24 protein-coding genes are annotated in these 24449 nt (G+C 57.2%); 12 read left to right on the top strand and 12 right to left on the bottom strand.

Annotation, left to right across the window (positions count from 1 at the left end):
* Positions 1–526: 526 nt before the first annotated feature.
* Positions 527–1678, bottom strand: a complete 1152-nt coding sequence (locus G6M89_RS15905; protein ID WP_165162866.1) for a polysaccharide deacetylase family protein — start codon at positions 1676–1678, stop codon at positions 527–529.
* Positions 1679–2023: 345 nt separating this feature from the next.
* Here G6M89_RS15905 and G6M89_RS15900 point away from each other — a divergent pair, with 345 nt between their 5' ends.
* The gene (locus G6M89_RS15900; RefSeq protein ID WP_165162865.1) at positions 2024–3658 is read left to right on the top strand and encodes a flippase; all 1635 of its coding nucleotides are present in this window, start codon (positions 2024–2026) and stop codon (positions 3656–3658) included.
* Positions 3659–3675: 17 nt separating this feature from the next.
* Here G6M89_RS15900 and G6M89_RS15895 read toward each other — a convergent pair whose 3' ends face one another.
* Positions 3676–4230, bottom strand: coding sequence for a hypothetical protein (locus G6M89_RS15895; protein ID WP_165162864.1), 555 nt, complete (start codon positions 4228–4230; stop codon positions 3676–3678).
* A gap of 64 nt (positions 4231–4294) precedes the next feature.
* Positions 4295–4456, bottom strand: a complete 162-nt coding sequence (locus G6M89_RS15890; RefSeq protein WP_165162739.1) for a hypothetical protein — start codon at positions 4454–4456, stop codon at positions 4295–4297.
* Positions 4457–4747: 291 nt separating this feature from the next.
* On the opposite strand from G6M89_RS15890, the gene G6M89_RS15885 reads away from it, so the two are divergent.
* Together G6M89_RS15885 and G6M89_RS15880 are read left to right on the top strand one after the other, a co-directional pair.
* Complete coding sequence (locus G6M89_RS15885) at positions 4748–5107, top strand: winged helix DNA-binding protein (RefSeq protein ID WP_165162863.1); 360 nt, start codon at positions 4748–4750, stop codon at positions 5105–5107.
* Positions 5104–5445, top strand: a complete 342-nt coding sequence (locus G6M89_RS15880) for a PemK-like protein (protein WP_165162862.1) — start codon at positions 5104–5106, stop codon at positions 5443–5445. Before G6M89_RS15885 ends, G6M89_RS15880 begins: the two co-directional genes overlap by 4 nt.
* Positions 5446–5502: 57 nt before the next feature.
* Here the strand turns inward: G6M89_RS15880 and G6M89_RS15875 are convergent, their stop codons facing one another.
* On the bottom strand, positions 5503–6570 hold the full coding sequence (locus G6M89_RS15875; protein ID WP_165162861.1) for a glycosyltransferase family 2 protein: 1068 nt from the start codon (positions 6568–6570) through the stop codon (positions 5503–5505).
* Positions 6570–7874, bottom strand: coding sequence for a hypothetical protein (locus tag G6M89_RS15870; RefSeq protein ID WP_165162860.1), 1305 nt, complete (start codon positions 7872–7874; stop codon positions 6570–6572). The genes G6M89_RS15875 and G6M89_RS15870 overlap by 1 nt, the downstream gene beginning before the upstream one ends.
* A gap of 189 nt (positions 7875–8063) precedes the next feature.
* Here G6M89_RS15870 and G6M89_RS15865 point away from each other — a divergent pair, with 189 nt between their 5' ends.
* Together G6M89_RS15865 and G6M89_RS15860 are read left to right on the top strand one after the other, a co-directional pair.
* On the top strand, positions 8064–9062 hold the full coding sequence (locus tag G6M89_RS15865; protein WP_165162859.1) for a glycosyltransferase family 2 protein: 999 nt from the start codon (positions 8064–8066) through the stop codon (positions 9060–9062).
* Positions 9063–9443: 381 nt separating this feature from the next.
* A complete protein-coding gene (locus tag G6M89_RS15860) occupies positions 9444–9641 on the top strand; it encodes a XapX domain-containing protein (protein ID WP_165162858.1) in 198 nt (65 codons plus the stop codon).
* Between the two features lie 130 nt (positions 9642–9771).
* On the opposite strand, the gene G6M89_RS15855 is transcribed toward G6M89_RS15860, so the two are convergent.
* Together G6M89_RS15855 and G6M89_RS15850 are read right to left on the bottom strand one after the other, a co-directional pair.
* The gene (locus tag G6M89_RS15855) at positions 9772–11172 is read right to left on the bottom strand and encodes an ATP-binding protein (protein ID WP_165162857.1); all 1401 of its coding nucleotides are present in this window, start codon (positions 11170–11172) and stop codon (positions 9772–9774) included.
* A gap of 110 nt (positions 11173–11282) precedes the next feature.
* On the bottom strand, positions 11283–11849 hold the full coding sequence (locus G6M89_RS15850) for a DoxX family protein (protein ID WP_165162856.1): 567 nt from the start codon (positions 11847–11849) through the stop codon (positions 11283–11285).
* A 159-nt stretch (positions 11850–12008) separates the two neighbouring features.
* Between G6M89_RS15850 and G6M89_RS15845 the strand changes: the two genes are divergently transcribed.
* Together G6M89_RS15845 and G6M89_RS15840 are read left to right on the top strand one after the other, a co-directional pair.
* The gene (locus G6M89_RS15845) at positions 12009–13205 is read left to right on the top strand and encodes a sugar-transfer associated ATP-grasp domain-containing protein (protein ID WP_165162855.1); all 1197 of its coding nucleotides are present in this window, start codon (positions 12009–12011) and stop codon (positions 13203–13205) included.
* A 195-nt stretch (positions 13206–13400) separates the two neighbouring features.
* On the top strand, positions 13401–14612 hold the full coding sequence (locus tag G6M89_RS15840; RefSeq protein WP_165162854.1) for a succinylglutamate desuccinylase/aspartoacylase family protein: 1212 nt from the start codon (positions 13401–13403) through the stop codon (positions 14610–14612).
* Positions 14613–14904: 292 nt separating this feature from the next.
* Here G6M89_RS15840 and G6M89_RS15835 read toward each other — a convergent pair whose 3' ends face one another.
* Positions 14905–16269 (bottom strand): polysaccharide deacetylase family protein, encoded by a 1365-nt coding sequence (locus G6M89_RS15835; RefSeq protein WP_165162853.1) that lies wholly within the window; start codon positions 16267–16269, stop codon positions 14905–14907.
* 315 nt (positions 16270–16584) lie between these two features.
* Between G6M89_RS15835 and G6M89_RS15830 the strand changes: the two genes are divergently transcribed.
* Together G6M89_RS15830 and G6M89_RS15825 are read left to right on the top strand one after the other, a co-directional pair.
* Positions 16585–18291, top strand: a complete 1707-nt coding sequence (locus G6M89_RS15830) for an asparagine synthase-related protein (protein WP_165163189.1) — start codon at positions 16585–16587, stop codon at positions 18289–18291.
* A 149-nt stretch (positions 18292–18440) separates the two neighbouring features.
* Positions 18441–18977, top strand: coding sequence for a hypothetical protein (locus tag G6M89_RS15825; protein ID WP_165162852.1), 537 nt, complete (start codon positions 18441–18443; stop codon positions 18975–18977).
* A gap of 22 nt (positions 18978–18999) precedes the next feature.
* Here the strand turns inward: G6M89_RS15825 and G6M89_RS15820 are convergent, their stop codons facing one another.
* Positions 19000–19590 (bottom strand): hypothetical protein, encoded by a 591-nt coding sequence (locus G6M89_RS15820; RefSeq protein ID WP_165162851.1) that lies wholly within the window; start codon positions 19588–19590, stop codon positions 19000–19002.
* Between the two features lie 392 nt (positions 19591–19982).
* On the opposite strand from G6M89_RS15820, the gene G6M89_RS15815 reads away from it, so the two are divergent.
* On the top strand, positions 19983–20978 hold the full coding sequence (locus G6M89_RS15815) for a DUF1616 domain-containing protein (RefSeq protein ID WP_165162850.1): 996 nt from the start codon (positions 19983–19985) through the stop codon (positions 20976–20978).
* Positions 20978–21556, top strand: a complete 579-nt coding sequence (locus tag G6M89_RS15810; protein WP_165162849.1) for a metal-dependent hydrolase — start codon at positions 20978–20980, stop codon at positions 21554–21556. Before G6M89_RS15815 ends, G6M89_RS15810 begins: the two co-directional genes overlap by 1 nt.
* Positions 21557–21602: 46 nt before the next feature.
* Here the strand turns inward: G6M89_RS15810 and G6M89_RS15805 are convergent, their stop codons facing one another.
* Positions 21603–22328 (bottom strand): hypothetical protein, encoded by a 726-nt coding sequence (locus G6M89_RS15805; RefSeq protein ID WP_241175381.1) that lies wholly within the window; start codon positions 22326–22328, stop codon positions 21603–21605.
* A 228-nt stretch (positions 22329–22556) separates the two neighbouring features.
* Here G6M89_RS15805 and G6M89_RS15800 point away from each other — a divergent pair, with 228 nt between their 5' ends.
* Positions 22557–23192: a hypothetical protein gene (locus G6M89_RS15800; protein WP_206335588.1), complete on the top strand. Its 636-nt coding sequence runs from the start codon at positions 22557–22559 to the stop codon at positions 23190–23192.
* Between the two features lie 74 nt (positions 23193–23266).
* Here G6M89_RS15800 and G6M89_RS15795 read toward each other — a convergent pair whose 3' ends face one another.
* Positions 23267–23620 (bottom strand): transcriptional regulator, encoded by a 354-nt coding sequence (locus G6M89_RS15795; RefSeq protein WP_165162847.1) that lies wholly within the window; start codon positions 23618–23620, stop codon positions 23267–23269.
* A 180-nt stretch (positions 23621–23800) separates the two neighbouring features.
* Entirely contained in the window at positions 23801–24199 is a 399-nt protein-coding gene (locus G6M89_RS15790; protein ID WP_343162660.1) for an Lrp/AsnC family transcriptional regulator, read from the bottom strand.
* Between the last annotated feature and the right edge of the window lie 250 nt (positions 24200–24449).

Below are 24449 nucleotides of genomic sequence, written 5' to 3'. Positions count from 1 at the left end.
CAGTTGAAGGTACTCTCCGAGACAGAGCCCATTCGTAAGAAGTTGTTCAGGTCCAACCAAAAAGCAATTGTTGCTTTATTTTGAATGCAATTGACTTAATGGACTATACTCTTTAGAGGTATATATAACTAGGGTAGAGATGAGATGATAGTACAATCCAAAACACTGCTACTTGGGTGACCAGTTCCCATTCCCTCAAGCGACGGTCACAGTTTCGAATGCTTTCACCGGAAATCCGGTGTGTCTGTCCGAGTTTCTGTCTCCCTTTCAGTCCCTCACAAATCGCTTCAGGTCAGGCTGTTCAAGACGAGAGCCGTCTCGTCATTAAATGATATCGGGGTCTTGGGGTCATTGTTGGCTTTGGCGGAGCGAAGTTCCGCTGACCTTGCAGGAGCGCAGTTCCTGTTAGCTTCGCTTTGCTCAGTCACGGGAAGCAACGTCTTCGGCCAACTCCGAGGCACTTGGCCTGTTCCACCTGTAGAATCACCGATAGCCAACCAGCACCAGTCCCTGCTAACTCATCATTTCACCGGAAACGTGGTGTGCGCGTGTGAACTAACTCGAGATCGAGTGCCTCGGTTGCTGCAATCGCTTCACGGAACGTCACTACATCGAGATCGCGTTCGTCGACCCACTCGAGGGTTTCACGGATTCGCTCTTCGGTCACTTCGTCTTTGAACGTGTGGGCGCCAAGTATGCTGAGGGCCTCTTGCTCGGCGACCTGATCGAGTTCTGCTTGTACTTCCTCACGGGTCGTGAACTCGATGAAATAGTCACGGTTTGTTCCGAACGGATCGAACGCTTCGGGATCGTTGTGCATCGACCCCGGGTGGACGTTCGAAATACCGTCGTAGTACTCTCGAGCGATCTCGACTGTTCGTTCGTCGACGATATCGTACGGTGCCAATAGCGTGTCGACGTCGAAGCCGTACTCCTCGAGGTCCTGTTTCGACTCCTCGAGGAACTCGTGCATGACGTCATCCGGATATTGTTCGACTGTCTCGCTAGCGTCGAACGCTACCCCAACCGGCTCGTCGAACTCGAGGTAACCACCGATCTCGTCGGTGTCGGAGTCGACAACAGTCCGACGCACGCTCTCGTTGCCGTCCGTGATTTCAATTTCGTAGCCGTGGTGAAAGCCGTGATTTCGCTGTTCGGGATAGATTCGCGTCTCGTTCGACTCGACGTCTTCGACGAGGTCGAACGCACCGAGTGCGGTGTGGGCGGTCGTGTGTGACGCGATTTCCCAGCCTGCATCGGCGAGTTTCTCCAGGTGGTCGACGGCCATCCAGTCGGTGCCGTTGTAGTCTTCGCGGCCGATCCACTCCGAGACGATGCCGGCAGTTGCGGGGGCGTCGAACTCCTGATGGACCGGAAACGCCTGCTCGTAGTCTTCGATTGGCCCATCGTCGTAGACGAACACGACAGCCCCGCCATCAATGCTCGGGACGTCGTCTGTATTCTCGTCTTCGTCCCTCTCATCTTCGCTTGCGGCGTCGTCTGTGCTTGTCTCAGTATCAGTGCCGCCGTCCGCGGCACTCTCTCGAGACTCCGACTCCTCGCTCGAGTCGCCGTTTTCGTCGCGTTCAGTCCAGCGACTGACACAGCCGGCCGTCAGTCCGAGCATACCGACACCGGTCGCCTCGATGAGTCGCCGACGCGTCGATTGCTGATCCATCTTCGCACTACTGTCGGCCCGTCGACTCTATATTTATATTTCGGTTAATGGCTGTGAGAGCGATTCTCCACACCGTCTTGCGGTTTTGCGAACGAAACTAGTCTGTCCTACTGGGGTGTGCATTCGGTAGCTCTGGAGACGCTCGAAGCGATGATGCTGACTCGAGACCGAGTGGCTTGGTCGATCTCCGCCGTCGAAGACAGTCACTGTGGCGTTTAACACGGCTATAATAAGGTCCCAAGAGCGACACGCCACTGATATTGTGGTCTCTCTCTGCGCTCATCGCTGTCCGCCCGGCACCGTGACTCGCCACGTTTCGAACGGGGGTGACCCACGGCCGTGGCGATGAACAGAAGCCTCGCGAGTGGCATCTTCTCGGTCGTCAGCGCGAAGGTCATCGTCTTGATCGTTACTGCCGTCTCGACGCCGCTTCTGTACCGATTCCTCGGCGCGTCGGCCTACGGTGACTACGCGGTCTTGCTCTCGGTGTTTGCCATCTACATGATCTTCGTCAGCTCTGGCATCACCGATGGCGTCCGGAAGTATCTCGCTGAGGACCGCTCCGTCGCCAACTGGCAGGAACACGTCGTCGGCTTTTACCTGCGGCTTGCGATCTGGCTCGGGGCAATCGGCATCCTCGTTATGGTCGCCGCCACCGAGTTCGGTTACGTCTCGCTCGCCTTCGGCGAGGACCGAGCAGTGTACTTCTACATCCTCGCAATCCTCGTCGTGACGGCCCAGTTTCGCGACTATGCCCGAAAGACGCTCATGGGATTCGGCCTCGAGCGCTACTCGGAACCGCTGAAAATCCTGGATAAGGTCGGCTTCGTCGTCGTCACGATTCCGCTGGCATACGTCGGCTTCGGTGTCGCTGGCGCGCTCCTTGGCCACATCGTCGCGAGTACGCTCGTCGCGGTTGTCGGATTGGCGCTCGTCCATAGCCGCGTGTCGCTTCTATCGGTGTTTTTGACGCCGACCGACCGGTTCCCGCGAACGCAGATGCTCACGTTCAATTCGATGAGTATTGTCCTCGTGTTCTTGTTGATGTCGCTGTACCACGTCGACATTCTGATGCTCCAGCAGTTCCGCGAGAGTTCCGACGTTGGGAACTACCGGGCTGCCCTCCAGATTGCCGAGTTCCTCTGGTTCGTCCCGCTGGCGCTGCAGACGGTGTTCGTCCATTCAACGTCTGAACTGTGGTCGAAAAACCAAACCTGGAAGATCACGGATCTCGCATCTCGAACGACTCGGTATACGTTTCTCCTGACAGGCGTCATGGCAGTCGGACTTGCGGCGCTTGCCGATGTTGCGATTCCACTGTACTTCGGCGCTGAGGCTGAGCCGGCTATCGACCCGCTGTTGTTACTCTTGCCCGGCGCGCTTGGGTTTGCCCTCGCCAGGCCGGTTCTGGCTGTCTCACAGGGGAACGGAACGCTTCGCTATCCCGTCGCTGCAACCGGTGTCGCAGCCGGTGTCAACGTCGTCCTCAATATCCTGTTGATCCCGACGTACGGTATGCACGGCGCAGCAATCGCGACCAGTATTGGCTACGGCTCGATGTTCGTCCTCCACTGCTGGAGCGCACGGCAGGTCGGTTTCGACCCGCTCGCAGACGCTCGACTGGGTCGAGCAACACTGGCAACGCTCTTTGCTGCCGTTCCGATCTTCGCGCTTGCCGCTACGATTTCGAATCCGTGGCTCGCTCTCCTCGTCGTCCCACCGGTCGGCTTCGTCCTTTACCTCGGGTTTGCCTTGCTGGTCGGCGCACTCGACCTGACAGAGCCACTCAAGATTCTGTCGGCGTTTCCGGGTCCACTCGGCTCGAGTGCCAGTACACTCCAGACGCAACTCGAGGGTTTCGGGGGTGGCTCTCCGCAAAACTGGCTCCAACTCCTGCTGGTCGGCGTTGGGCTGTCTTTGTTCGCGTCGGGGCTTGCCGTGGGGGTTTTGGGGATCGACGCTTCAGTCGTATTGCCCTGAGCCAGGTACCTGCTGCCCTACTGAAGGAATCTCGAGTAGCGCACGACCGTCCCTAGGAGAAGCAGTTGTCGCAGTTCTGATCGGCGCTGAGACGAACTGAAATGGAGCGTACACGAGTACCCCCACAGACGAAAATCATCGGAGACCGCACCGAGAGGGTTTCCATCGGTGTCGACGAGCGCCCACTTTGCAGGCGCGTTCAGCTGTCTCGTCAGTATCCCACGCACGACCCCTTCCGTGATATCCGCGACGTGGACGTCCGCCGAGTCGCGAATCTCCCACCGTTCTCGTACTCGAGGAACGTGCTTTTCGACGTATCCAAGCGGCCTTCCAGTTGATTCCTCGGTGATCGTGTATGTCCCCCACATTCCGTGTTGTCTGTCGGCGCGGGCGCGATAGAGACGGGCCCCGCCAGGTGTTTCGAAGTGGACGTCCAGAGTGCCGTCTAACCGCGTGAGTCTCGCAGTGAGAATCCGCTCGGACTCAGCCGTGACGATCCCCGTCCACTTCCGGAACGACTCCGATTCCCAGACTACGTGATAGTCGTCGCTCCCGTCCACGTCAAGCGTCATCTCGAGTAGTCACTGGTGCTAGCGAGCATAGGCCTGCCGTCGCGTTCGTACACACCTTGGGTTCTCAGTATGTCTGAGGTGGCCGCTCGAGAATTTCGAAAATCTCGATCGCACGGAATTCGCGATTGCGCTCGTTCCCCGTTGTCTCCTCGAGGATATCGTTGTGCTCGAGTTCCTCGATACAGTAGCGGCAGCGGGTCTGCTTTGTAATACGGCGGCTGGTCATCTGAGACGAGCAGACCCGGCAAATCGGTCAGTAAAATTTGGCGTACTGTTTGTAACTACTGCCATGGTCAACACCTCTATAATTATATTTGCCATCGAAAATGTAACTACTCCGCTGATCAATCAGGGCTAATTAACACTGAGCGAGGATTTTTATCCGCGATCGCGAGTTGAGATCACCCTATTTTGGAACCGATAACGTGGGAGGCGTATTTCCTCGGGGGTAGTCACATCAAGACTAGCGTAACCAACGTTCCAAACAGCTATGTTCCAACAGTACCAACATCAGATTATGTCGAGCGGCACCATCGATATCGACGAGTTCGAGAACGCCGACGACGACGCATTCGAGGAGCGAAACGACACCGAGCGGATCGTATCGTTCCTCGACGAGAACAACGACCGTGCGTGGAAGGCAGCAATGATCGCTGACCGTCTTGACCTCGAGACAGACACTGTCAGTGCAATCCTTTCACGACTGAAAGAGCGCGGTCTTGTCCGACACAAGCGCCCATATTGGGCGATTACAGACGACGAGAACCGACTTCGATCTGCATACCAGCTCCATCAGTATCACGAGGGTGCAGACGAGCAGTACGGAGCCGAACGCCTCGAGGAGCTACAGACTGATGAGATGGAGACCGTGCAGTGACTGCGTTCGAAGAACTGGAACGTGGTGATATCGTCTGGGGGATCGACCCGCTCTCTGAAAAAGGTCGCCCACTGCTCGTTTTGGGGACTCCTCAGTTCTCTACCCACGGGTTACAACTCATCACTGTGTTGCTCTCTTCGAAAACCTACCACAAAGACTCGATCACGCTCAGAGACGGTGACTACGCGGGTGATCCGCTTGGAGAACAAAGCCACGTCCTTCCGTGGTCGCTTGCAACTCTCAACAGCGCTGCCGAAGTGGAATTCTATCTGACTTGCCTCACCGACGAACGCCTCACAGACGTGGCAACACAAACAATCGACTACATCTCTTCCTAACGGTTGCAGCTGAGCCAAGTCTGTGGTTGACAGCGCCCGCCTCTCCGAAATCCCTGCCTATCGAACTTGCATCTCGAGGTGTTCGTGCTCGCCCATATCGAACACCATCGCAAACAGGAGGAAGGCGGCGCTGGCGACGAACAGAAGCAGGATGCTCGAGGCTGAAACGCCGATTCCAATGCTCAAAAGCGCCGTAATCATCGTCAGTCCTGTCGCGACGACTCCGGCCGCGCCCAGTCCCGCGCCGATAAGGTAGAACAACGCGAGGGGGTGGAAATCGAGGACGAGGTGTTTCGTTTTGAGCCGCCAGAGGAAGTTCCGAAGTAGCATGGTCGACACCTTCGGGATGTACTCCGAGTACTGGATGCTCGACTCTTCGTCGCCGTAGACGGCTGGCATTGCCACGTCTGCAACGCGCAGGTTGTGGACGTTCAACGTCACCAGCAGGTCGTTACAGTAGCCGTAGTACTCGTAGAGTCCCTCGACGTTGATCGCCTCGAGTGCGACGTTAGAGATGGCCGTGTACCCGTTTTGGGGGTCCATCGTTTTCCAGTAGCCCGACGCAATCTTCGTGAGGAACGTCAGGAGTGCGTTGCCGACGAACCGAAAACGGGGCATCGCCGCCCGATACTCCGCCGAGAGAAGTCGATTCCCTTTCGCGTAGTCAGCTTCTCCCTCAGCGAGCGGATCGAGCAAGCGAGGCATCTGCGAGAGGTCCATCTGCCCGTCTGCATCGACGGTGACCGTTGCGTCGATATCCTCCTCGAGTGCTGCCAGATACCCGGTTTTGATCGCCCCGCCAGCGCCCCGATTTGATCGGTGTTGAATTGGGACGACGCGACCAATTGGCTCGCCGACCGACGCCCGCCTCGAGAGCGCGGAGGTCCCGCCATCAGCGACCAGTCTCCCGGTATCCTCGCGGCTCGCGCTGGAATCACCGTTCGAATCGCTGTGTGCGTCCTCGCGAGCGGCCTCGAGAATCTCCTCCCAGGTACCGTCGCTCGAGCGGTCGTCGATCACGTAGAGCCGGTCGACGAAGTCGGGCATCTCACAGAGTACGTCGCCGACGAATCCTTCCTCGTTGTACGCGGGCATCACGACGCCGACGGAGAGATCGCGATACATCAGGGCTCACCCCGGTCCGCCAAGAGTTCCGACGCCGTGATGACCTCGAGACTGAGGTCGTCGATGTACTCGAGCAGGTCGACGAAGGCAGCCTCGCTCATGCCCTCGTCGCCGATCTCTTCGACGTGCAAGACAGCGAGTTGGCCGTAGTCTGCAGCGTGCTCGAGATACGCTTGTGTCGTCTCGCCAGCATCGGCGTCGAAAAAGCCAACGTTGTGTGGGTCCGTCAGTGGCAGGGCGTTCGGTGCGCCGCCGTAGCGGAACGCCTGTTTGTGGTGCTCTCTGACAAGATCGATCGTCTCTGGACCGAGGATGTTTCGGGGCGTGACGAAGTGGTTCGTCCCATCCGAGAACCCACGATTCTCGAGGTAGGCGTTCGTCCGCTCGAGTGCGCCTTCCTGCTGTTCGGGGGTAAACTCAGGAAGCGACTGCGCGCCGGTTCGGGGCCGGGCGGCCACGTCCCAGCCAGCGTCGACGAGGTCCTCGAGTTGGGTGATCGTGAGTCGCCCACCGTCGCCGACAGCGTCGGGAATAACGGCCTCAACGCCCGTGAAATCGTAACCCTCCATATGCGAGAGCGCGACCTCGTGGTGACTCTCGAGAGTGCCGTCGAATAGCATCATGACTGCGCCCGTCTCCGGTCGGTCGACCGCCCGAAGATCGTCGATCCGACAGTCTATCGAGCCGGAGGGGTCGCCACGACGGCGAGCGCGCAGGCGTATCTCGCGGATATCACTGAGATCGGGGTCGCCCTCGACCTGAGTCGTCCCGAAGTCGACGCGCATCCAGCGGTCGGTCGGTCCGACGAGCGTCCGTTCCATGGTGTGGACGGCCCGCACGTTCGGGGCGAACAACTCGAGCGTGAGATGGAGTTGCTCGCGCCCGCTGAACAACACCGCCAGCGAGAGATTCGACTCGGAGAGGTCAATCCCTCCCGAGAACGTCCGATAAATCGTTGCGTGTTCGGTGTCGTCACCGGCTGTGAGCTGGGCCGATTGCGTTCCGGCGTACGGCTCGTCCGTCGTGGCCTCGAGTGTGCCCGCGTCGATCATCGACACCCAGCCGTCGAGGTCTTCGAACGAGTCGATTGGCTCGCCGGGCAGGCCGACCGTTGCGTCGGTTCCGGTCGGCTCCTCGTCTGTATCGTCCGTTTCCGACTCCGGCATCGGACCGTCAGGCGGTGCCTCCTCATCATCATCGTCCCTGTCGCGCCACTCGGAAACGCTCGAGAGACAGCCCGCAAGACCGAGCGTCCCGGCCGTTGCAATTGACGTCACGACTGTTCGTCGGCTTCGATGCGTCATTACTCGAGGCGACGAATCAGTTCCTCTTTCTTATAGAGCCATTAGCAGCGCTCTCGCGACCGACGACTCCCGTGCGTGGCTCTCGAGTCCACCGGTGCCAGTGAGAACTGTCGAGATGGCTCCGATACCGGCTCAAGACGTGGTTTATCGACGTGATAATAAACCCACTCGAGGGGCAACCACCGGGAAATGACTCGCGTTAGCGTCGTCATTCCGACGTATAACAGAGCGCCAACGCTTCCTCGGGCGCTCGAGAGCACACTTGCACAGACCATCGACGATCTCGAGATACTCGTCGTCGACGACGGTTCGACCGACGATACTGCCTCGGTGCTTGCGACCTACCAGGACGTGGACTCACGGGTCCGGCCGGTCGTCCATGCAACCAATCAGGGGGCAAACGTCGCCCGAAACACGGGCATCGAACACGCCCGCGGCGAGTATATCGCCTTTCTCGATTCGGACGACGAGTGGCATCCCGAGAAACTCGAGCGTCAACTCGCCGCTCTCGAGGACCGCCCGGACGAGTGGGTTGGGGTCTACTGCGATGCAGGCTTCGAACTCTCCGGTGCGAGCGGGCGCGTACAGCGTGTCGCTGCGTCTGCCCTTTCGAACGCCGATACCGAACCGACCAGAGAGGGCGGCGAGAAACTCATCGGCGAAATCCTCGCGGACAACGTCCAGCCCGGTGCCGGGTCGACACTGCTCGTCGAGACGGCCATCGCACGGGAGGCTGGCGGGTTCGACGAGACGCTCGACCGATTCCAGGACCCGGAGTTCTGTCTGCGCGTCCTCGAGCACGGCAAACTCGCCTACGTCGACGAGGAACTGGTCCGGCGGGAACCGACTGGCCACCCACCGGCAGCCGTCATCGAACAGGCGAGCGAGCAGTACCTCTCAGCGTATGAGGCTGCCGTCGACCGGTTCGAGGCGAAGGGCTACGACATCCGCGCCACTCACCACCTCATTCTCGCAAAGCGGTTCCTCGCAGAGGGCCGCCCACTCAAAGCCACGTGGCACTTGCGAGCGGCATCGGTGTCTGCACGTCATGTCCCCGGACTCTGCTGGTGCGCTGGGGCCGGCATCCGTCGGCGCCCAGCAGCGATGTTGGTGCCGTTCGTCGTTCTTCTCGTCGTGACCGTCGTGGGTATGGGGGCACTCTCGAGTCGCCTCCGAGCAACTGTATAGCGGTCATCGTCCACTCGTTGGGGTCGGCGTCTACGCTGTCAACAACTGCCGTCCCGGATGGGTATGCAGTGGGTCTGTTGAAATCCTCAACGGGTGATAGGTTTTAGCATCCGTGCTGAATACTGGGTGCGAATCGAACACGAGCATTCGTGCGAATGAGCGGTCCGAAGGACCCGGTAGTGAGCGCGATTCCCCGGTCGAGCGAAGCGAGGCCGGCTTTTTGGCATGAACGGGTTTTCGTCGAGCGGTGCGCGAAGCGCACCCGAGGCGAAAAGAGGTTCGCCTGTATCTTACATGCACTTCTACCAGCTACTGTATAGTGACTCGCTCACGAGCGCGGCACACCGAATACTCTATTGTACGCGAACAACAGGTATGCATATGGGTTCAACACTCGTTTTGGCCTTGCTGGCAGGGGTCTTCGTCGGGGCCCTATTTAGTGTGATACAAATCCCCATCCCAGCCCCACCAAGTCTCCCCGGTGTCCTCGGAATTATCGGAATCTTTCTGGGATATAAGGGAGTTGAGTGGGTAGGCGTGAAGATCGATCTCTTAGCGATGCTTTCGGCCGTTTTCTGACTTCGCTTCGTTCAAACCGAGTCGCTGGAAAAAGAGACAAAACCCAATGGGTGCTGTTTCCAGGGCTACCGTTTGATACTCGATTTGTAGTGTACAGTAGATTCACGAGAGTAAGTCAATACAGTGACTTTCAAGCGTTGGGAGGGCCTGAGAACACCTGCTCGAGGTCGTCCAAGTCGACCAGCAACCAACTCTCGTCGAGTTCCGAAGCGAGGCCATCGACGAAGCCGCTTTTCGAAAACAGGACAAAGTGCTCGGATCGATCTTTCGGCCCCCAGCGAACGTTTGTGGCCTTTTTTTGAAGGTCATCAACGAGCCCGTAGCCAACCGGATCAGTGGTCCATTTGCATTCGGCGAGGAGTACCCGGTCGTCGTTGGGTGCGAGGCCGACGATATCGATCTCGTCTTCCCCGTACCACCATCGACCCACCTCGGAGTACGGCTCCAGTTCACCTCGTCTGATGAGCTCCCAGACGGCCTCGTTGCAAATATCCTCGAACGTTGTCGCAACGTGTGTTGGTAAATCTGGCTCAATTGTCCCCTCAAAAACGATAGACGGCGCTTCTTCGATACTCGAGCGATTTGGCTCGACGTAGCGGAACCAGAATCGGAGAAACTCATCCGCAACTCGGTACCGGGAGCGCTTGGACTTTTTTCTGGTTGCTGTGACCGGAACCTCACGCTCGAGGAGTCGAAGGCGACGAAGCGTCTGGAGATACTTCGAAAGCGGCCCGGAATCGATGCCAGTCGCTCCTGCTATTTCGTTCGGTGTCGTCTGCCCGAGTGCCACCGCCTCGAGGATACTCAAGTAGCGGGCCGGATTTCGAAGCTCGGTTCGAAGTAGAAACTCCGGCTCGTTGTACAGCATTGCTGTCGGCGAAAGGATGTGCGTCTGGATATTCTCGGCTAGTGAGTCGTCGTAGTCGAAGAGCGTGAGATACATCGGTGTCCCTCCGGTGATGGAGTACGACCGGATCGCATCCGCGATATCGTCAGAGATCACGTCGTAGGCTTGCTGGAACGAAAACGGCTGAAGGTCGATCTGTCCAGTTCGACGACCGTACAGCGGGCTTTCATGGCCGAGTACCTCAGATTCCATCGTACTCACGCTCGAGCCACACAAGACGAGCATCGAGTCGGTGTTTTGGAGTTGCTCGTCGACGAACGATTGAATATACGACGGGAGCGAGTCGTTTTCGTCGACTAAGTACGGAAATTCGTCAATGACAACGACTCGACTCTCTGTCTCGAGCTTCTCACCGAGATACTCGAATGCGTCGTCCCAACCGTCGATTCTAGGCACACGATCATCGAACGCATCGGCGACCTGTTCGACGAACTTTTCACGTTGACGATCTTCTGCCTCCTGCGCGGCGAGATAATACAGATGGGGGCGATCAGCACAAAACGCTTTGAGAAGCGCAGTCTTTCCGACGCGTCGGCGTCCGTAAACCACGTAGAAAGCGTGACCAGGCGATGAATATGCTGTCTCAAGTGACGCGAGTTCGTCCTCCCGGTCGTAGAAGGTCATACGTTGGATAATGATTATCGCGATAATGACTTGGGTGTTTTGGTCCAGTGGACCGTTCGGAGAAGAAGATACCAGAGAGCCACTTCTGAACGTGGCTCGAGACGCCTCTCTTAGCCCAAGACGTACCGGAGTTTGGGGAACCGCTCGAGGAGCGGTTGGCCGCCGACGGTGAGTTGTTCGATGTAGCGGTCGAGGCCGGCGATTCGACCGGCGGCGAACGCGCCCAGTGCCAGGAACAGGACGGCGTAGATCAGCGTCGAGTCGAACAACGCGAGCCACTGGCCTTCCCAGCCGCCGAGGTAGAACATTGCCATCTGGATTGCGCCGCCGAGGGCAGCCAGACGGACGAACGCGCCGGCGATCAGCGCAACGCCGATCAGCACCTGCGTAACTGGCACGATGACGTTGATGACCTCGAGGAGGGCCGCGTTACCGGCCATCGCGGCGAAGAGGCCGCTGACGGGGCTGGCTGGGTCGACACCATGAATCAGAAAGCCACTGGCGTCGAACGCTTCGCCGCTAACGATTGCGAACTTGCCCAATCCCGCGAACAGAATCATGCCGCCCATCACGAGTCGGAGGGCGACGACGAACCACGCAGTCAGCGCGTGAGGGTGTCCTTCAAGTGTAATTCCCGCGTATCGGCTTTCGAGTTTGTTTTGCGTTGTTGTGGACATTGTGGGTCAGCTCTTGTATTTGTACAGAGGGGCCCCACGACGATGATCGAACACCCTCTATTTGATGGGTGCGGGAGCGAACCTATCGACGACCGTTCTCGAGAGTGCAACGGTCTTGACCGACCGATAACTATCGCCGAGCGTCAGGCAGCGACAGCTGTGAACGTCCGACAGCTCTATCACACGGTCAGAGGCGTACAGGATTTGGCGGCGACCGAGCGTTCATCCACCGTCTCGAGGCCACTCAAACGCCGCCTTTGGCTCTGGCGTCGCGGGTTCTTGACCCGTTCTGATGCCCTCTATGACCTCGAGGAATCGACGTATCGAGACTACGTCACCGACTACCGGCGGTTTGTCCGTTCGAAGCGGGTCAATGGAACGTGGTCGGTCGCGCTCTCGAACAAACTCCTCTTTCACCGGGTGATGCAGCCGTTCGACGCCCATCGGATGGCGGTCTACGGCATGCTTCGAGATGGGACGTACCATCCAATCGACGACAGTGCTGAGAGTGTCGGCCCGCAAGAATTGACTGACGGCGGACCGGCCATCACGGGTGTGCCTGAGCCCAGCGTGAGCCACCAACAAGACGGAGAACAGGATCAATCCGTGGACACGCAGGGGACGCAAGCGGACAATGTCACAACTCGAAACGCTGCCCAGCGGGTCGTCGAACGCCTCGAAGCCGAAGGCCGTCTCGTCCTCAAGTGGGTTCGAGGCGGTGGCGGGAACAACGTCTTGCTGTGTACTCGCACCGAGGCGGGCTATCGGGTCAACGGCGACTCCTACACTGAGGCCGAGTTTCGGTCGCTAGTCTCCACTCTCGAGGAGTACCTTGTCTGTGAGTACGTCGAACAGGGCCCGTTCGCGGCCGGTCTGTATCCGGAGACGCCGAACACGCTTCGCATCATCACTATGTACGACGCGGCAGCCGGTGAGCCGTTCATCGCCGCAGCGATCCATCGGATGGGGACGAGTGACTCCGTCCCACTCGATAACTTCTCTCAGGGCGGTCTTTCGGCGGCCATCGATCCCGAGACCGGGGAGCTTAGCAATGGCGCGCAACTGCCCATCGACGGGACGGTTGCGTGGCACTCTCGACATCCAGACACCGACGCACAGGTCGAGGGCGCTCACGTTCCCGGCTGGTCCCACATTCGAGAGCGCATCCTCGAGATGGCTGACGCCTGCTCGTTCGTTCCCTACGTCGGCTGGGACATCCTCGTTGCCGATGATGACGGGTCGTTCACCGTCATCGAGGCCAACAGCTACCCCGGACTGAAATCAATTCAGGTGCACGGCCCGCTGCTGACGGATGATCGTGTGCGGCGGTTTTACGAGCGCCACGGCGTCTGTTGACCAGTGCACCGTTGTAGCCTGACGTCACTTCGTCCTCGAAACTGTTGACCACATCGCAACACTCGAGTCGCGGGTCGGTCGTTGCCCTCGAAACTGTTCTCGAGTACGAAACCGACCGTTTCAGCGCTGAAATGGCATGCCTTCAGTCATTATCGCTGGGATAGTAAACACCACCTCGTTCGTATCAGCGGTCGCATGCAACGCGAGACGCTTTCGCGACGATCTGTATTGGCTATCGCAACTGGCTGCGCGGTCACCGGCGTTGGTGCTGGGACAGTCAGTGGCGAACTCGAGGAGATGACTAGCGCTGAAACGGGTGAGGAAGACCTTTCACGAGACTCGGTTCCGATTCTGGAGGGAACAGTCCACGAAACGACAGCACACGTTATCGACGCACCGGTTGACGGGGGGACCGCTGTTGTTATTGGTGGAATCCACGGCAACGAAGTCGCTGGCTACGAGGCTGCAGGCGAAATCGTTGACTGGCGGATCGATGCCGGAACGCTCGTTGTAATTCCAGAAGCTCACGCAGTCGCTGTCGAACAGGGCACTCGCAGTGGTGACGACTGGAGTGATCTCAATCGGCAGTTCCCCGAAGGTGCGGATCCGGAGTCTGACCTTGCCCAGGGAATCTGGGATGTCCTCCGCGAGTACGACCCTGACGTCGTTGTCGACCTTCACGAATCAACGGGCCTCTATGCTGGCGATCCGGTCGATGGCGTCGGGCAGGCAATCTTTCACTCGAGTGGACCGACCGCGGTCGAAACCGCCACAGCGGCGGCTGACTTCGCGACTGAACAGTACGTTGATGATTCGACACTCGCGTTCGAAACTGGTCCCTTCTCCGGGCCGAACACCGAACCGAGTGGCTTGCTCGTCCATAAGGCTGCACGAGACCTAGATGCTGATGCGTATCTTGTCGAGACACTTTCGACTGACGTCGCTCTCGAGACTCGCGTCAAGTGGCACCTCGCGATCACCGAACGACTCGTCGCCGATACGGTATTCGAGGATGATCCCGACAACGGACACGCACCTGACGTGGATGAGGAGACAGCAGACCAGGACGATGACAGTGAGTCATCTCCAGCGGATGACACGGACGACGACAATGGCCCAGACGACGCGGACGCACCCATCGCCGAAATCAGGCCCGAACCTGAAACTGGTTCAGAACTTGCTCTCGAGGCAGGCCAGAGTGTTACCCTTGATGGGACCTGCTCGAGTGCCCAAACGGGAACCCTGGTTTCCGCCGAGTGGGATATTGGTGCCACTGGTTCGTTCGACGAGACTGGCGAACTTCTCGAGGTTACGGCTGGCGACAACGGCCGGGACTCGATCGTGTTACGGGTGACCGACGACGCCGGTCGAACGGCAACCGAATCGATCACGCTCTCGACGGACTGACCACGACGCTCTCTCAGAACAGTCGGCTTCCATGGTCGGTTCCCTGTTTTGCGCCCCGTTTCCCTGTCTCTGATACTATTCTGGCGTACTCGAGAGTCAGATTTCTGTGGACGACACTGCAGCCAATATCGTACTTTGAAGTATGATTATCCAAAGTATGGTTTTTGATCCACTGTGGCTATGGCTGTCTTGTCCCGTATCACTGCGTTCCAGCACTCAACGCTGTTGCTGATGTCCTCAGAAAACTCATGTGTGCGTCAGCACGACGGTGCTGTTCGGCAACGTGAGGCGGTTAATAGTGTGGTTCTGTCCGCATCTCCCAGAGGTCGTCGAACGTGATAACCTCGACATCGGCGTCGTCGATGTGCTCGAGGAGTTCCTCGTAGTCGTCCGCGGGCATCGTGTTGTCTTCGTCGAAGGCGTGGAAGTTCAGGATGGTACACTGGTTGTGCTCTGCGGCGAGATCCACACAGCGTTTCGAGATCTCGAGGTCGTGGCCGATTGTTCGGGGAAGCACCAGCGGATCGAAGCCGTAGACACTCGTCGTGTTGACGTCGCCTGCCTGGTTGAACCCGCCGCAGTAGTGATACTGTGTGGTGTACTCGAGGCTCGTGTTATCGAAGCTGTTGTGCGGGAAGACGATGTAGTTCGCACCTTCGAAGTCGTTCTGGATGAACCAGTGTTTGTCCTGTCGAAGTCGGGCGTCGATTGCGTCCTCATCGTCGTACTCGTGAATTGGCTCATGCGTTCCGTGGACGACGATCTGGTCGCCTGCCTCCTGGCGCTCTTGGAGTTCGGAGACGGACATAATCCCGTCACGACCTTGCTCGGTCCACTGTGGGACCGGTGCCTGTACCGTCTGGAAGTCGAACTCGTCGTGGAGAGGTGATGCAGTCTCGTAGTAGTCCGAGAACCCGTCATCCCAGACTAGCATCACGTACCCCTGATCGGGGCGCTCGTGCGTTCGTACGTCGTCAATCCAGACCTCAGCCTCATCCATTGAGTGCAGTACCTGAATTTCAAGACGGTCAAGATGGTCCATTGTGGGTTCGTAGTCGTCTTGCTCGAAAACGCCAGGACTTGCGCGGAACCAGCCGATATCGGGTTCGCGATAGGTAACCTCGCGCAGCGAGTGCACACGCTCGCTTCCGAACTGATCGACGAGTCGCAGGTTGATCGTGATGTTCTGCGGTGTCGACGTTCGAACGGCAACCGACAGGTCCATTTCCGTCAGGTCTTCGCCCTCGAGACTGCGCTCTGCAACGATATTCTCCTCGCCGTCGGACTCGAGTCGGAAGCTCTGGTCGCCATCGAAGACGACGTCTTCATCTGCCTCGCCAGATCCCTGCACGACTTCCCACTGGTCGAGGTCACTGAAATCGTCGAGTTGGTGGCCAGGTTGGCGGTACTGCTCGCGACTGTCGTACTCGGTTTCGAGTTCCGGGACGCCGTCGACGGGCGCGGCCGGTCCGTCGCCATCATCGATATCGGCGCCGGTTTCGGACTCGTTCTCGCTTTCGTTGCCGTTGTCAGCTCCGACATCGCCGTTGTCGCCGGTAATCGAGTCAAGTCGGTCTGCACAGCCTGCGATACCGGTGAGTCCTGCTGCGCCCGAGAGTGCAAGGAGTCGTCGGCGTGTCGAACGGTGCTGTGACATAGTAGTCGCTGCTACCGACAGTGACGCCATTATTATAGAGCCGATAGGCCCCGACGCCACTGCCTATTCGATTCGCTGAAACAGGCGACTATGCTGCTCTCGAGGCTTATCGATACCATAGTTATTGGCTGGTACTGCAGACGGACTGCTAGTGATACGGAACGTTGTAGTTCGGTACTTGGGATCGCCGTTTCCGTTCGAGCGATCGTCGGTAACACGCTACAATACACTGTATGAGGCGTACGTGAGAGCACTCCAGTCGGGCACCCCGACTTCGTACGCTGACGAGCGCATGGAGTGATTGAAACGATGACAATGCATAGGGAACTCTTTGGCGTCTTCGGTGATCGCGAGCAGTTTGACCGCGTCAGATCGACCGACGCGTTCGATGTGGTCTGTTCCGGCCCGCGGCTAACGGTCGGACTCAGAGACGACGACCTCGGCGCACCTGGTTGGAGCGCACAGTACAGCGACGACAAGTGCTGTTGTGTCGTTTGGGGCGAACTGTACGTCCCTGAATCTAACAGTGACGATCCCGTGAACTCGGCCGAGTGGCTCGTTGACCAGTACGAACGCCGCGGCCACGGCGTTCTTCGAGACCTCAACGGGTCGTATCTCGTTGTCCTCGACCACGAGGAAGTTGCTGAGGCATTCGTCGCAACCGACCCGGTTCGCTCGCGAGAGTGTTTCTACACCGACGATCCCGGGACTCGAGTGTTCGGTACTGACGCTGCAGCCGTTGGTCAGACGGTACCGGACCCAACACCAGATCGAACCGGCGTGCTCGAGTACCTGCATCTTGGCGTCATCCTCGGAGAAAAGACGGCGCTCGAGGGATTGCATCGACTCCCGATCGATAGCCGACTCGAGTTGTCCGGATACACCCCACTCGACCGATTCGTCTATCAGCCCGAACCGTTCGACTACGTAGACGAACTGGCAACCCGGCTCGAACGTGCGCTCAGGCGTCGCTCGAGACTTCCTGGCAAAAAGGGAGTTCTGTTGTCGGCTGGCTATGACTCCCGGATCATCCTCTCTCAGGTCGATCAAATCGACCACGCGTACACGGTCGGCTCACCAGATGCACAGGAGGTACGGGGCGCAAAGCGTCTCGCTGCTCAGTACGGTGCAGCCCACACTGCGTTTCCACCGGACGAACGCTACCTTCGTCCCGATGACACAAAGATTCGGTACTCACAGGGGATCAAAGAGTCGCTGCACATTCACCACGCCGGCTATACCGACGATATCGGCGTCGATACCATGTATCACGGCCTGCTCTGTGATACCTTCTTCCGCGGTCACTTCACCGCACGAGAGACGGTCGATGTCCTCGACAAGCGCATCCCGGTCGGTGGACTCGAGTCTGATCCAAACCCTATCGATACTCTCCTCGAGAAGTTTGGATACAGTCAGGCGGCAAGTCTCGAACTCGCTGACCGAACGGCATTTGACGAATCGCCAGAGTCGTTCGTTAGAGCTGCTGTTGGCGATGCGTTCGATGCCTGTCAATCACGGGCGGGGGATGTCCAGAACACACTGACGTGTTGTGGCATCGCCAATCAGCCATCGATTCCGTTCCACGCCCAGCTTTCGGATCACTTCATCACGTCGTTTCTGGCGACAGATCGCGAACTGATCGACTGGCATCTCCGGACGCCACCAGCCCATCGGACGACGGCGACGTTCCTCGAGGCCTGCGAGCAGGTCGATGATTCGATTCTTCGCCATCGGCCACCGGACCGCCCCCATGATGTCGCACTTCTCAACGAAATCGAAGGCTTTGTTCGTCGGAAGACACCGTTTCTCCCCTCCTTCGAACCGCCATGGCCGAATCGTGAACACCTCTTCGAAACACATGACTTCGACCAGCGACTGTTGGATGATCTCGAGTCGGCTCATCCACTGCCAGCCCGACACAAACTTCGGATCACCGATCTCCGTGGCTGGTTCGATCCGTGGGCCGAGACGGACCCTACACTTCAACGATGGCTCCAGCCCATCCAGTCGATCAATCCGTAGTCATCGGCTGCATTATGCACGTATTAGTTCTCACAGACGTTTCGCGCACGCCTCGTTTGCCGGTAAAATCCGCTCTAGGCTCGGCTGAAATGGTTTGAGCCGGATAAACCGTGAAAATGCTTATATGCAACGAGGGGGTAGCGCGCAATATGCGTCTGACGCCGTCTTGGTTGCGCCCTTCATCGAACACTCCCCCCGATGAGTGTTCAGAAGGCTCTGAACCCCCTCCTGGTCCGGATATCCCGATTTATCATAACCTGCAAGGCCCTCACGCAGTAGGGGCCACCGAGGTTGACGCGTTCGTTCCCGACGACGATGACGAATTGCGTGTGGTCCTCGAGGATGTACAGTTGCCAGCAACCGTCGATGAACTCACGGATCAGTTGATCGCTCCCGCACAACCGCCACTCGATACCTGGGCTGGCGTCCACGAGCGCCTTCACCAAGAACGACTGCCAGCACTCGAGGCAGCAGGTGAAATCGAGTTCGATGAAACACAGGGGGTTGTCGAACGGTCGATGACGGACAGGAACGAGGGGCCAGCGCTTTCACCGGCTGTTTTCGGAACGGTGTCGCTCGTCGTGTTGTTTGCGTTGCTCACACTGATTTCGGTTTCACTGATGACGGCGCTTACGGTGACGGTCGTGACGACGACGATCGTCTGGTTCGTTCCGAGTGTCGTCTAGAACAGTCGGCTGAGTCCCTGTGTTAGTTAACAAGTCGGGTAATCGTGAGCACAGTGAAGAGGAACAGGATCAGTGCACTGAGGCCGATCCCTGACAGGATTGACATGAAGGGCAGTTCTATTACGGCGCCGAATAGGACCATATAACAGACAGCTGTTGCGACGATATAGTAGTCGTCCCAGCTCTCTTCTGTGGTGGCTGATTCGTCTGGTTGGTCCTCGTTCACGTCGATATCGAGATAGGCATCTACCGTGTCGGCGAACGGTTTTCGTTCGACGATCCCGCGATCTTTCTGATAGTCGATGACGCCCGCCTCGTCAAGTTTCGTGAGGTGTGACTGGTAGAGTGGAATATAGACGCGCTGGCGCTGTTTCGACGTGAGCTCCTCAACGGTCGTCTCGTGCTCCCAGGCTGCAACCTGTTCTGCAACATCGCGCATGCGTACAGGCCCTTCGGTCCCGCGAAGATACCGGATGACCATGCGTCTGCGCTCGTTTTGCAGCAGGTGAAACAGATCGTCCTTCGACACCGTCGGCTCCGAACCGGCGTCCGTTTCTTCTGTGTCCGATTCCCGGTTGGACTGTTCTTCCATGGTGATATGTGTCGATCTCATCGCGTCGATTTCCCCTATCCACAGGTGGGTAATAAAGCATAGAAACAGTGTATTTCGTGACGGTTCAATTTACCAGATTTTAACAGCCCCGTGAATGATTTCTAGTCATTTTTAAACTCCATAAACGCTGTTCTGAGCAGCTCTATTTGGAATATGGAATATGGGGTGGGGTGTTTCTTCCTGGCTATATCGAGCTAGTATTATGCTGTACGATTATCCACGATTTCCGTCTGTTGCACTTTCTGGAACCGTCCAGAGCGGCCGCTGAGAACGTCAAAATAATCTCTGTCGGAAATAGTATATGATGGCGTCAGACGGCCGTCCGACGACCCCCACTCACTGGGGCTTACTGGGCCGATAATAAACCACCCACCACTCCTCGTAGCACGTATATGAGCAACACCAACTGGTGGTTTTTCGACCTCACACTGGTGATCGTCATCGCTGGCGGCCTTTCGTTTGGCATTATTTCCGGAATCAGTGGCATCGGACGAATCCTCCTTGCGATTCCGCTCATCTGCTTCCTTCCGGGGTATGCGCTCGTTTCAGCGCTGTTTCCAGATGAGCCAAACGAGGCATACCAGTTGTTTGATGAGGGCAAAACCGGACTCGGAAATCCGTTACTCGCAAGCGGCGGCCTCGAGTCAATCGAACGAATAGTCTTATCAATTGTTTTTAGCGTTGCTATCGTTCCCACGATCACCCTTTTTGCGTCCGTGTCCCCTAGGGGTGTGACCCTCGAACCGGTACTGTTCGGGATCGCGGGTGTAACCATTCTGTGTGCACTCGTCTCAATCGTCGCTCGATACCGTTGCACACCTACTCGTCGCTATACACCATCGGTTCGGTCCATGGTCCCAGTATTCACGGCTCAAGCGACGCTGTATGACCGTCCCAGTACTCGAGCGTACAACATTGCAATCGTCGTCGGTCTGGTTCTTGTTGCTGGGACCGTTGGCTTTGCCGTTGCTAACCCGCCACAGCATGACGGCTTCACCGAATTTGCAATCGAGAGCGAGGGCGTCGACGGTGACCAAGAGACAATGTACGAGGCAACGTTCGAGGACGAGGACTCACACGAACTCGAGACGACGATTACGAACCACGAGCACGAAGAACGGACGTACACAACCGTCGTCTTGCTCGAGGACGTGAGTTACGGCGATGGGAACGAAAGCTCTGTCACTGTCCATGAGCAGGATGAGGTGGACCGACAGACGGAGACGGTCGCTGATGGCGAAACCGTTCACCAGACGCTCGATGTGACGCCGACGATGACCGACTCGGAACTCCGACTGACGCTGTTGCTGTACGATGATGAGCCGCCATCGGAGCCGACGGCCGAAAACGCCTATCGCGCAATCCAACTTCCGATGGAGGGAACATAATGTGGCCGTGGGAGCACCTCATTTTCGCGTACGTGCTGTATTCGCTGCTGGTCCACGTTACCTGGCGGCGACCGCCCACAACTCGAGAAACAATAGCCGTTGTCGTTGGCTCACAGCTTCCCGATCTGATCGATAAGCCCCTCGCATGGACGTTCGGTATCACCGAGACCGGCTATGCAATCGGGCATTCGATTTTTGTGTTTCCAGTCGTCTGTCTTGCCGTGTTTGCGATGATGGACCGCATTCCAGACGGTCGACTCCTAACAGGGGCGTTTTCGCTGGCGTACCTCTCCCATCTTATCACCGATGTCCTCAACCCGATGCGTATGGGTCGCGACCCGGAGTTACGCGTGATCCTCTGGCCGCTCGAATCGCCGCCAGCCCACGATCACGGCGGCTTCCTCGATCATTTCGTTGTCTACTTCGTTCGGTATCTCAATCAACTCGTGAGCGGCGGTCTCTCCGAGGCCGCTCTCGTGCAACTCACTATTGTGCTTGCCGTGAGTGCCCTCTGGCTATACGACGGTGCCCCACTCGCCAGTGACTGCTGGCACGCACTCCGCTCTCGACTCGAGTAAGTACTCGAAGTGGCGCCCTCACCCGCTGTGAACGGCACAAAGGATGTCACTGGTCGCGAACCATCTCTACGTCGAATTCAGTTTCCCATCGTGGGCGTTCTGGTCCTGGCATCTCGTCAGCGAGGTCTCGCAGTTCTGCCATTGTCGTCCAGGGGTGGCACTGATCCATTGACTCAAACCGTTTAAAGAAGCTCAGATGAACCCAGCTATATTCGGCCGGAGGCTCATCGATTCTGCTCTGGCGCTCTTTGATGATATCTGTGAGTTCCCGCTCGCTGATCTCAATACCTTCCGCTTGTGCTATTGTCAGTAGTGAAGCGAGTTCGGCTTTCTTCTTTTCCGCGACTTCTTGCTCACTCTCAGTTTGACCGAAATCAGCGTAGTAGACCGCCAGAGCGGCCTGAATAACATCTTCTCGGGTCTCTACACTTTCGTGGGTCAGGCCAGTATAATCGCGTGGGAATATGGAGGTTTTAGTCACAAAAAGCGCCCTGATGATCCCGAGTTCTGGGCTCTCACCACCGTCTTCTTTTTCATATACACCAGCGATATAATCTGCCGCCTCACCGAGCAAATTAATCTTTATGTCAAACTCAGGAATGACTTCGGTCTCCAGGTTCGTTGTATCTCCCAGGACGATTGCTTCTGCGTTTGTTGGCATATTGAGACAATTAGCAAACTCTCGAAGGCGCCGTCCGTACCCACTGCGATAACTTCCAAGAACCAGGTAGCTACTATCTGCCTGTTCAAACCGCGGGAGTTCTTCGTTCATATACCGTACGACCTCGTGATAGTCCCCTTGTGGTGGAGAGTTGATCCCCTCGAAAATCCGGCTGACAGCCCGATAGACCACGTATGAATTTCGCGGTACTCGTGAATCACTCATGTTCACGACTACATATGTGTTCGACTTAAAGATTCATTCCCAGGTTGGAAATATCCGACAAACCCAACCTCTATTGCCCGAACAGTTACATGAGTTGAGACGGAACAAATACGTATGAGCAATAGCACGGGGGACCCACAAAACCCGCTCGGCAGCGGGACAGATCCCTTTGGGGGTGACGACGTCTTGCCGATCGAGAAACAGAGACGGGCACACCAATTTCTCACTCAGGAAACCCGCTATCATATTATCCAAGCCGTGCTTGGCCATCCGACACACCTAGCGACGCTTGACGAACTCGAGTACCTCGTACCCAAGAACCGCTCCACCATCCGCGAACATCTCGACCGACTTGCAGAGAAGCAGGTGATGTCGAAGTACACATACCGTGGCGACGAGGCTGAACATAACGATCCACGAGAGTTTTGGGGAGTAACCAGCTACGGAATCACTCTCTTAGATGAGTATCACTACCTGCGGTACGTCCCGGTTCTGCGTGCCCTTCAGGAAAATCTCTATCTCACCGCCAAAATTGAACGGCATCAGGATGCGCCCCGACCAGCCCTGCCGGAGAGCGTTCGTGGAGCCCTCGAGATTCCATACATAGATAGCGAAACGGCGGACGCTATCGATGATGCGCTCGCTGCTCGAGAACAGGGTGACCGACTCTTTGATGCGCCCCCCATTGAGCCGCCTCAAGATACCGAGACTGAAGCTGGTGCAGACCGGCCACTTGACGAACTCTTCTAGTCGTCTTGCTCCGTCAAATCGACTCTCTTAATCCAGTTCTTTGATTACCTGAATTTTCAGGCGGTTGCGGCAGCTTAGGGCCACCCTGCTGGAAGCTCATCTTGGTTGTCGGTCAGCAGCGTTATCAGCGGTTCGACTTCATCGAAGCGCGGCCCACGCGTGATCGTCTTTGAATCAGGTTCCCACTCGATAAATCCCGCATCGTCGAGTTTCGGGAGGTCAGTGTGGTGCAGCCGTGCCATGATATCTTCGCGTTGCTCGGTGGAAGTAAAGTCACGTGGACTGAACGAGGGTTCGTCTCTTGGGTTCGCGTCGGCAAGCATGGTCAGGATACAGCGTCGAATGGGCTTGCTGAGTACCTCGAAGAGGTCGTCAAGTGTCGCACGCTCTCGGTGAATAGTCGAATCGCGTGGCGAATGGATGGTCATAGTTTCCAAGGAACAGATGAGTGTCTGTTACTGCTTCATCTGTCTCGTCCAACGAATCGGCTCCAGTACGCAAAAAAGTTGCGGGAAACGCAGTTTATTGGTTGCGATTTTCGCACTTTTGGCGCACTGAGTTGCAAAAGCGTCTTTCTCTCCAACTGATTTGACAATCGGTCAGCTGAATTAGTTCTCATCATCGAACTCGAACTCTGCCCAGGGCCGAGTGTAGTGGTTAGTAATGATCTCAGAGGACTCGATACTGAATCCTGTCGTCGTAAACTCGTTGGTGATCTCAGTCAAGTCTTGGGTGTCGGTGGCGACGACTTCAACGTAGATGTTGCGCTTGCTGGTGAGCATCTCGCGGACATCAACGACACCATGCTGGTCCAGTATAGTTGCGGCCAACTGTTCGCGCTCATCAGCGGGGGCGCTACAGACGAACAGTACATGCAGCGGATAGTTCGCCTTCTCGTAATCGATCTTCGGGAAGTATCCCTCAATGATGCCTGTCTCCTCCATGCTCTCGATACGGTTGCGAACGGTGCTGGCAGCAACGTCGACCTGTGCTGCAATCTCGGCGATCGTGATGTTTCAGGCATCTTTTTGTAACATGAATAAGATCCCGCGATCGACATTGTCGAGTGCAACTTCACTCATAGCTTCGTACAGGCCCGCCATCTGTGTAAACCTTCGTTCGTGCTGCGAGAATCTTCGTCAGCGAGCAGTAGTTTCGACTGTGGATACATCGAACTGCTACGATGCCTATTAAGATGCGAATTGCACACAATTGTCGACTCAGTTTGCGATTCTGCTCACTCTGGGGCAAATATTT

The sequence above is a fragment of the Natronolimnobius sp. AArcel1 genome (assembly GCF_011043775.1).
GTDB lineage: Archaea > Halobacteriota > Halobacteria > Halobacteriales > Natrialbaceae > Natronolimnobius.
This window is presented reverse-complemented; position numbering and strand designations above follow the sequence as displayed.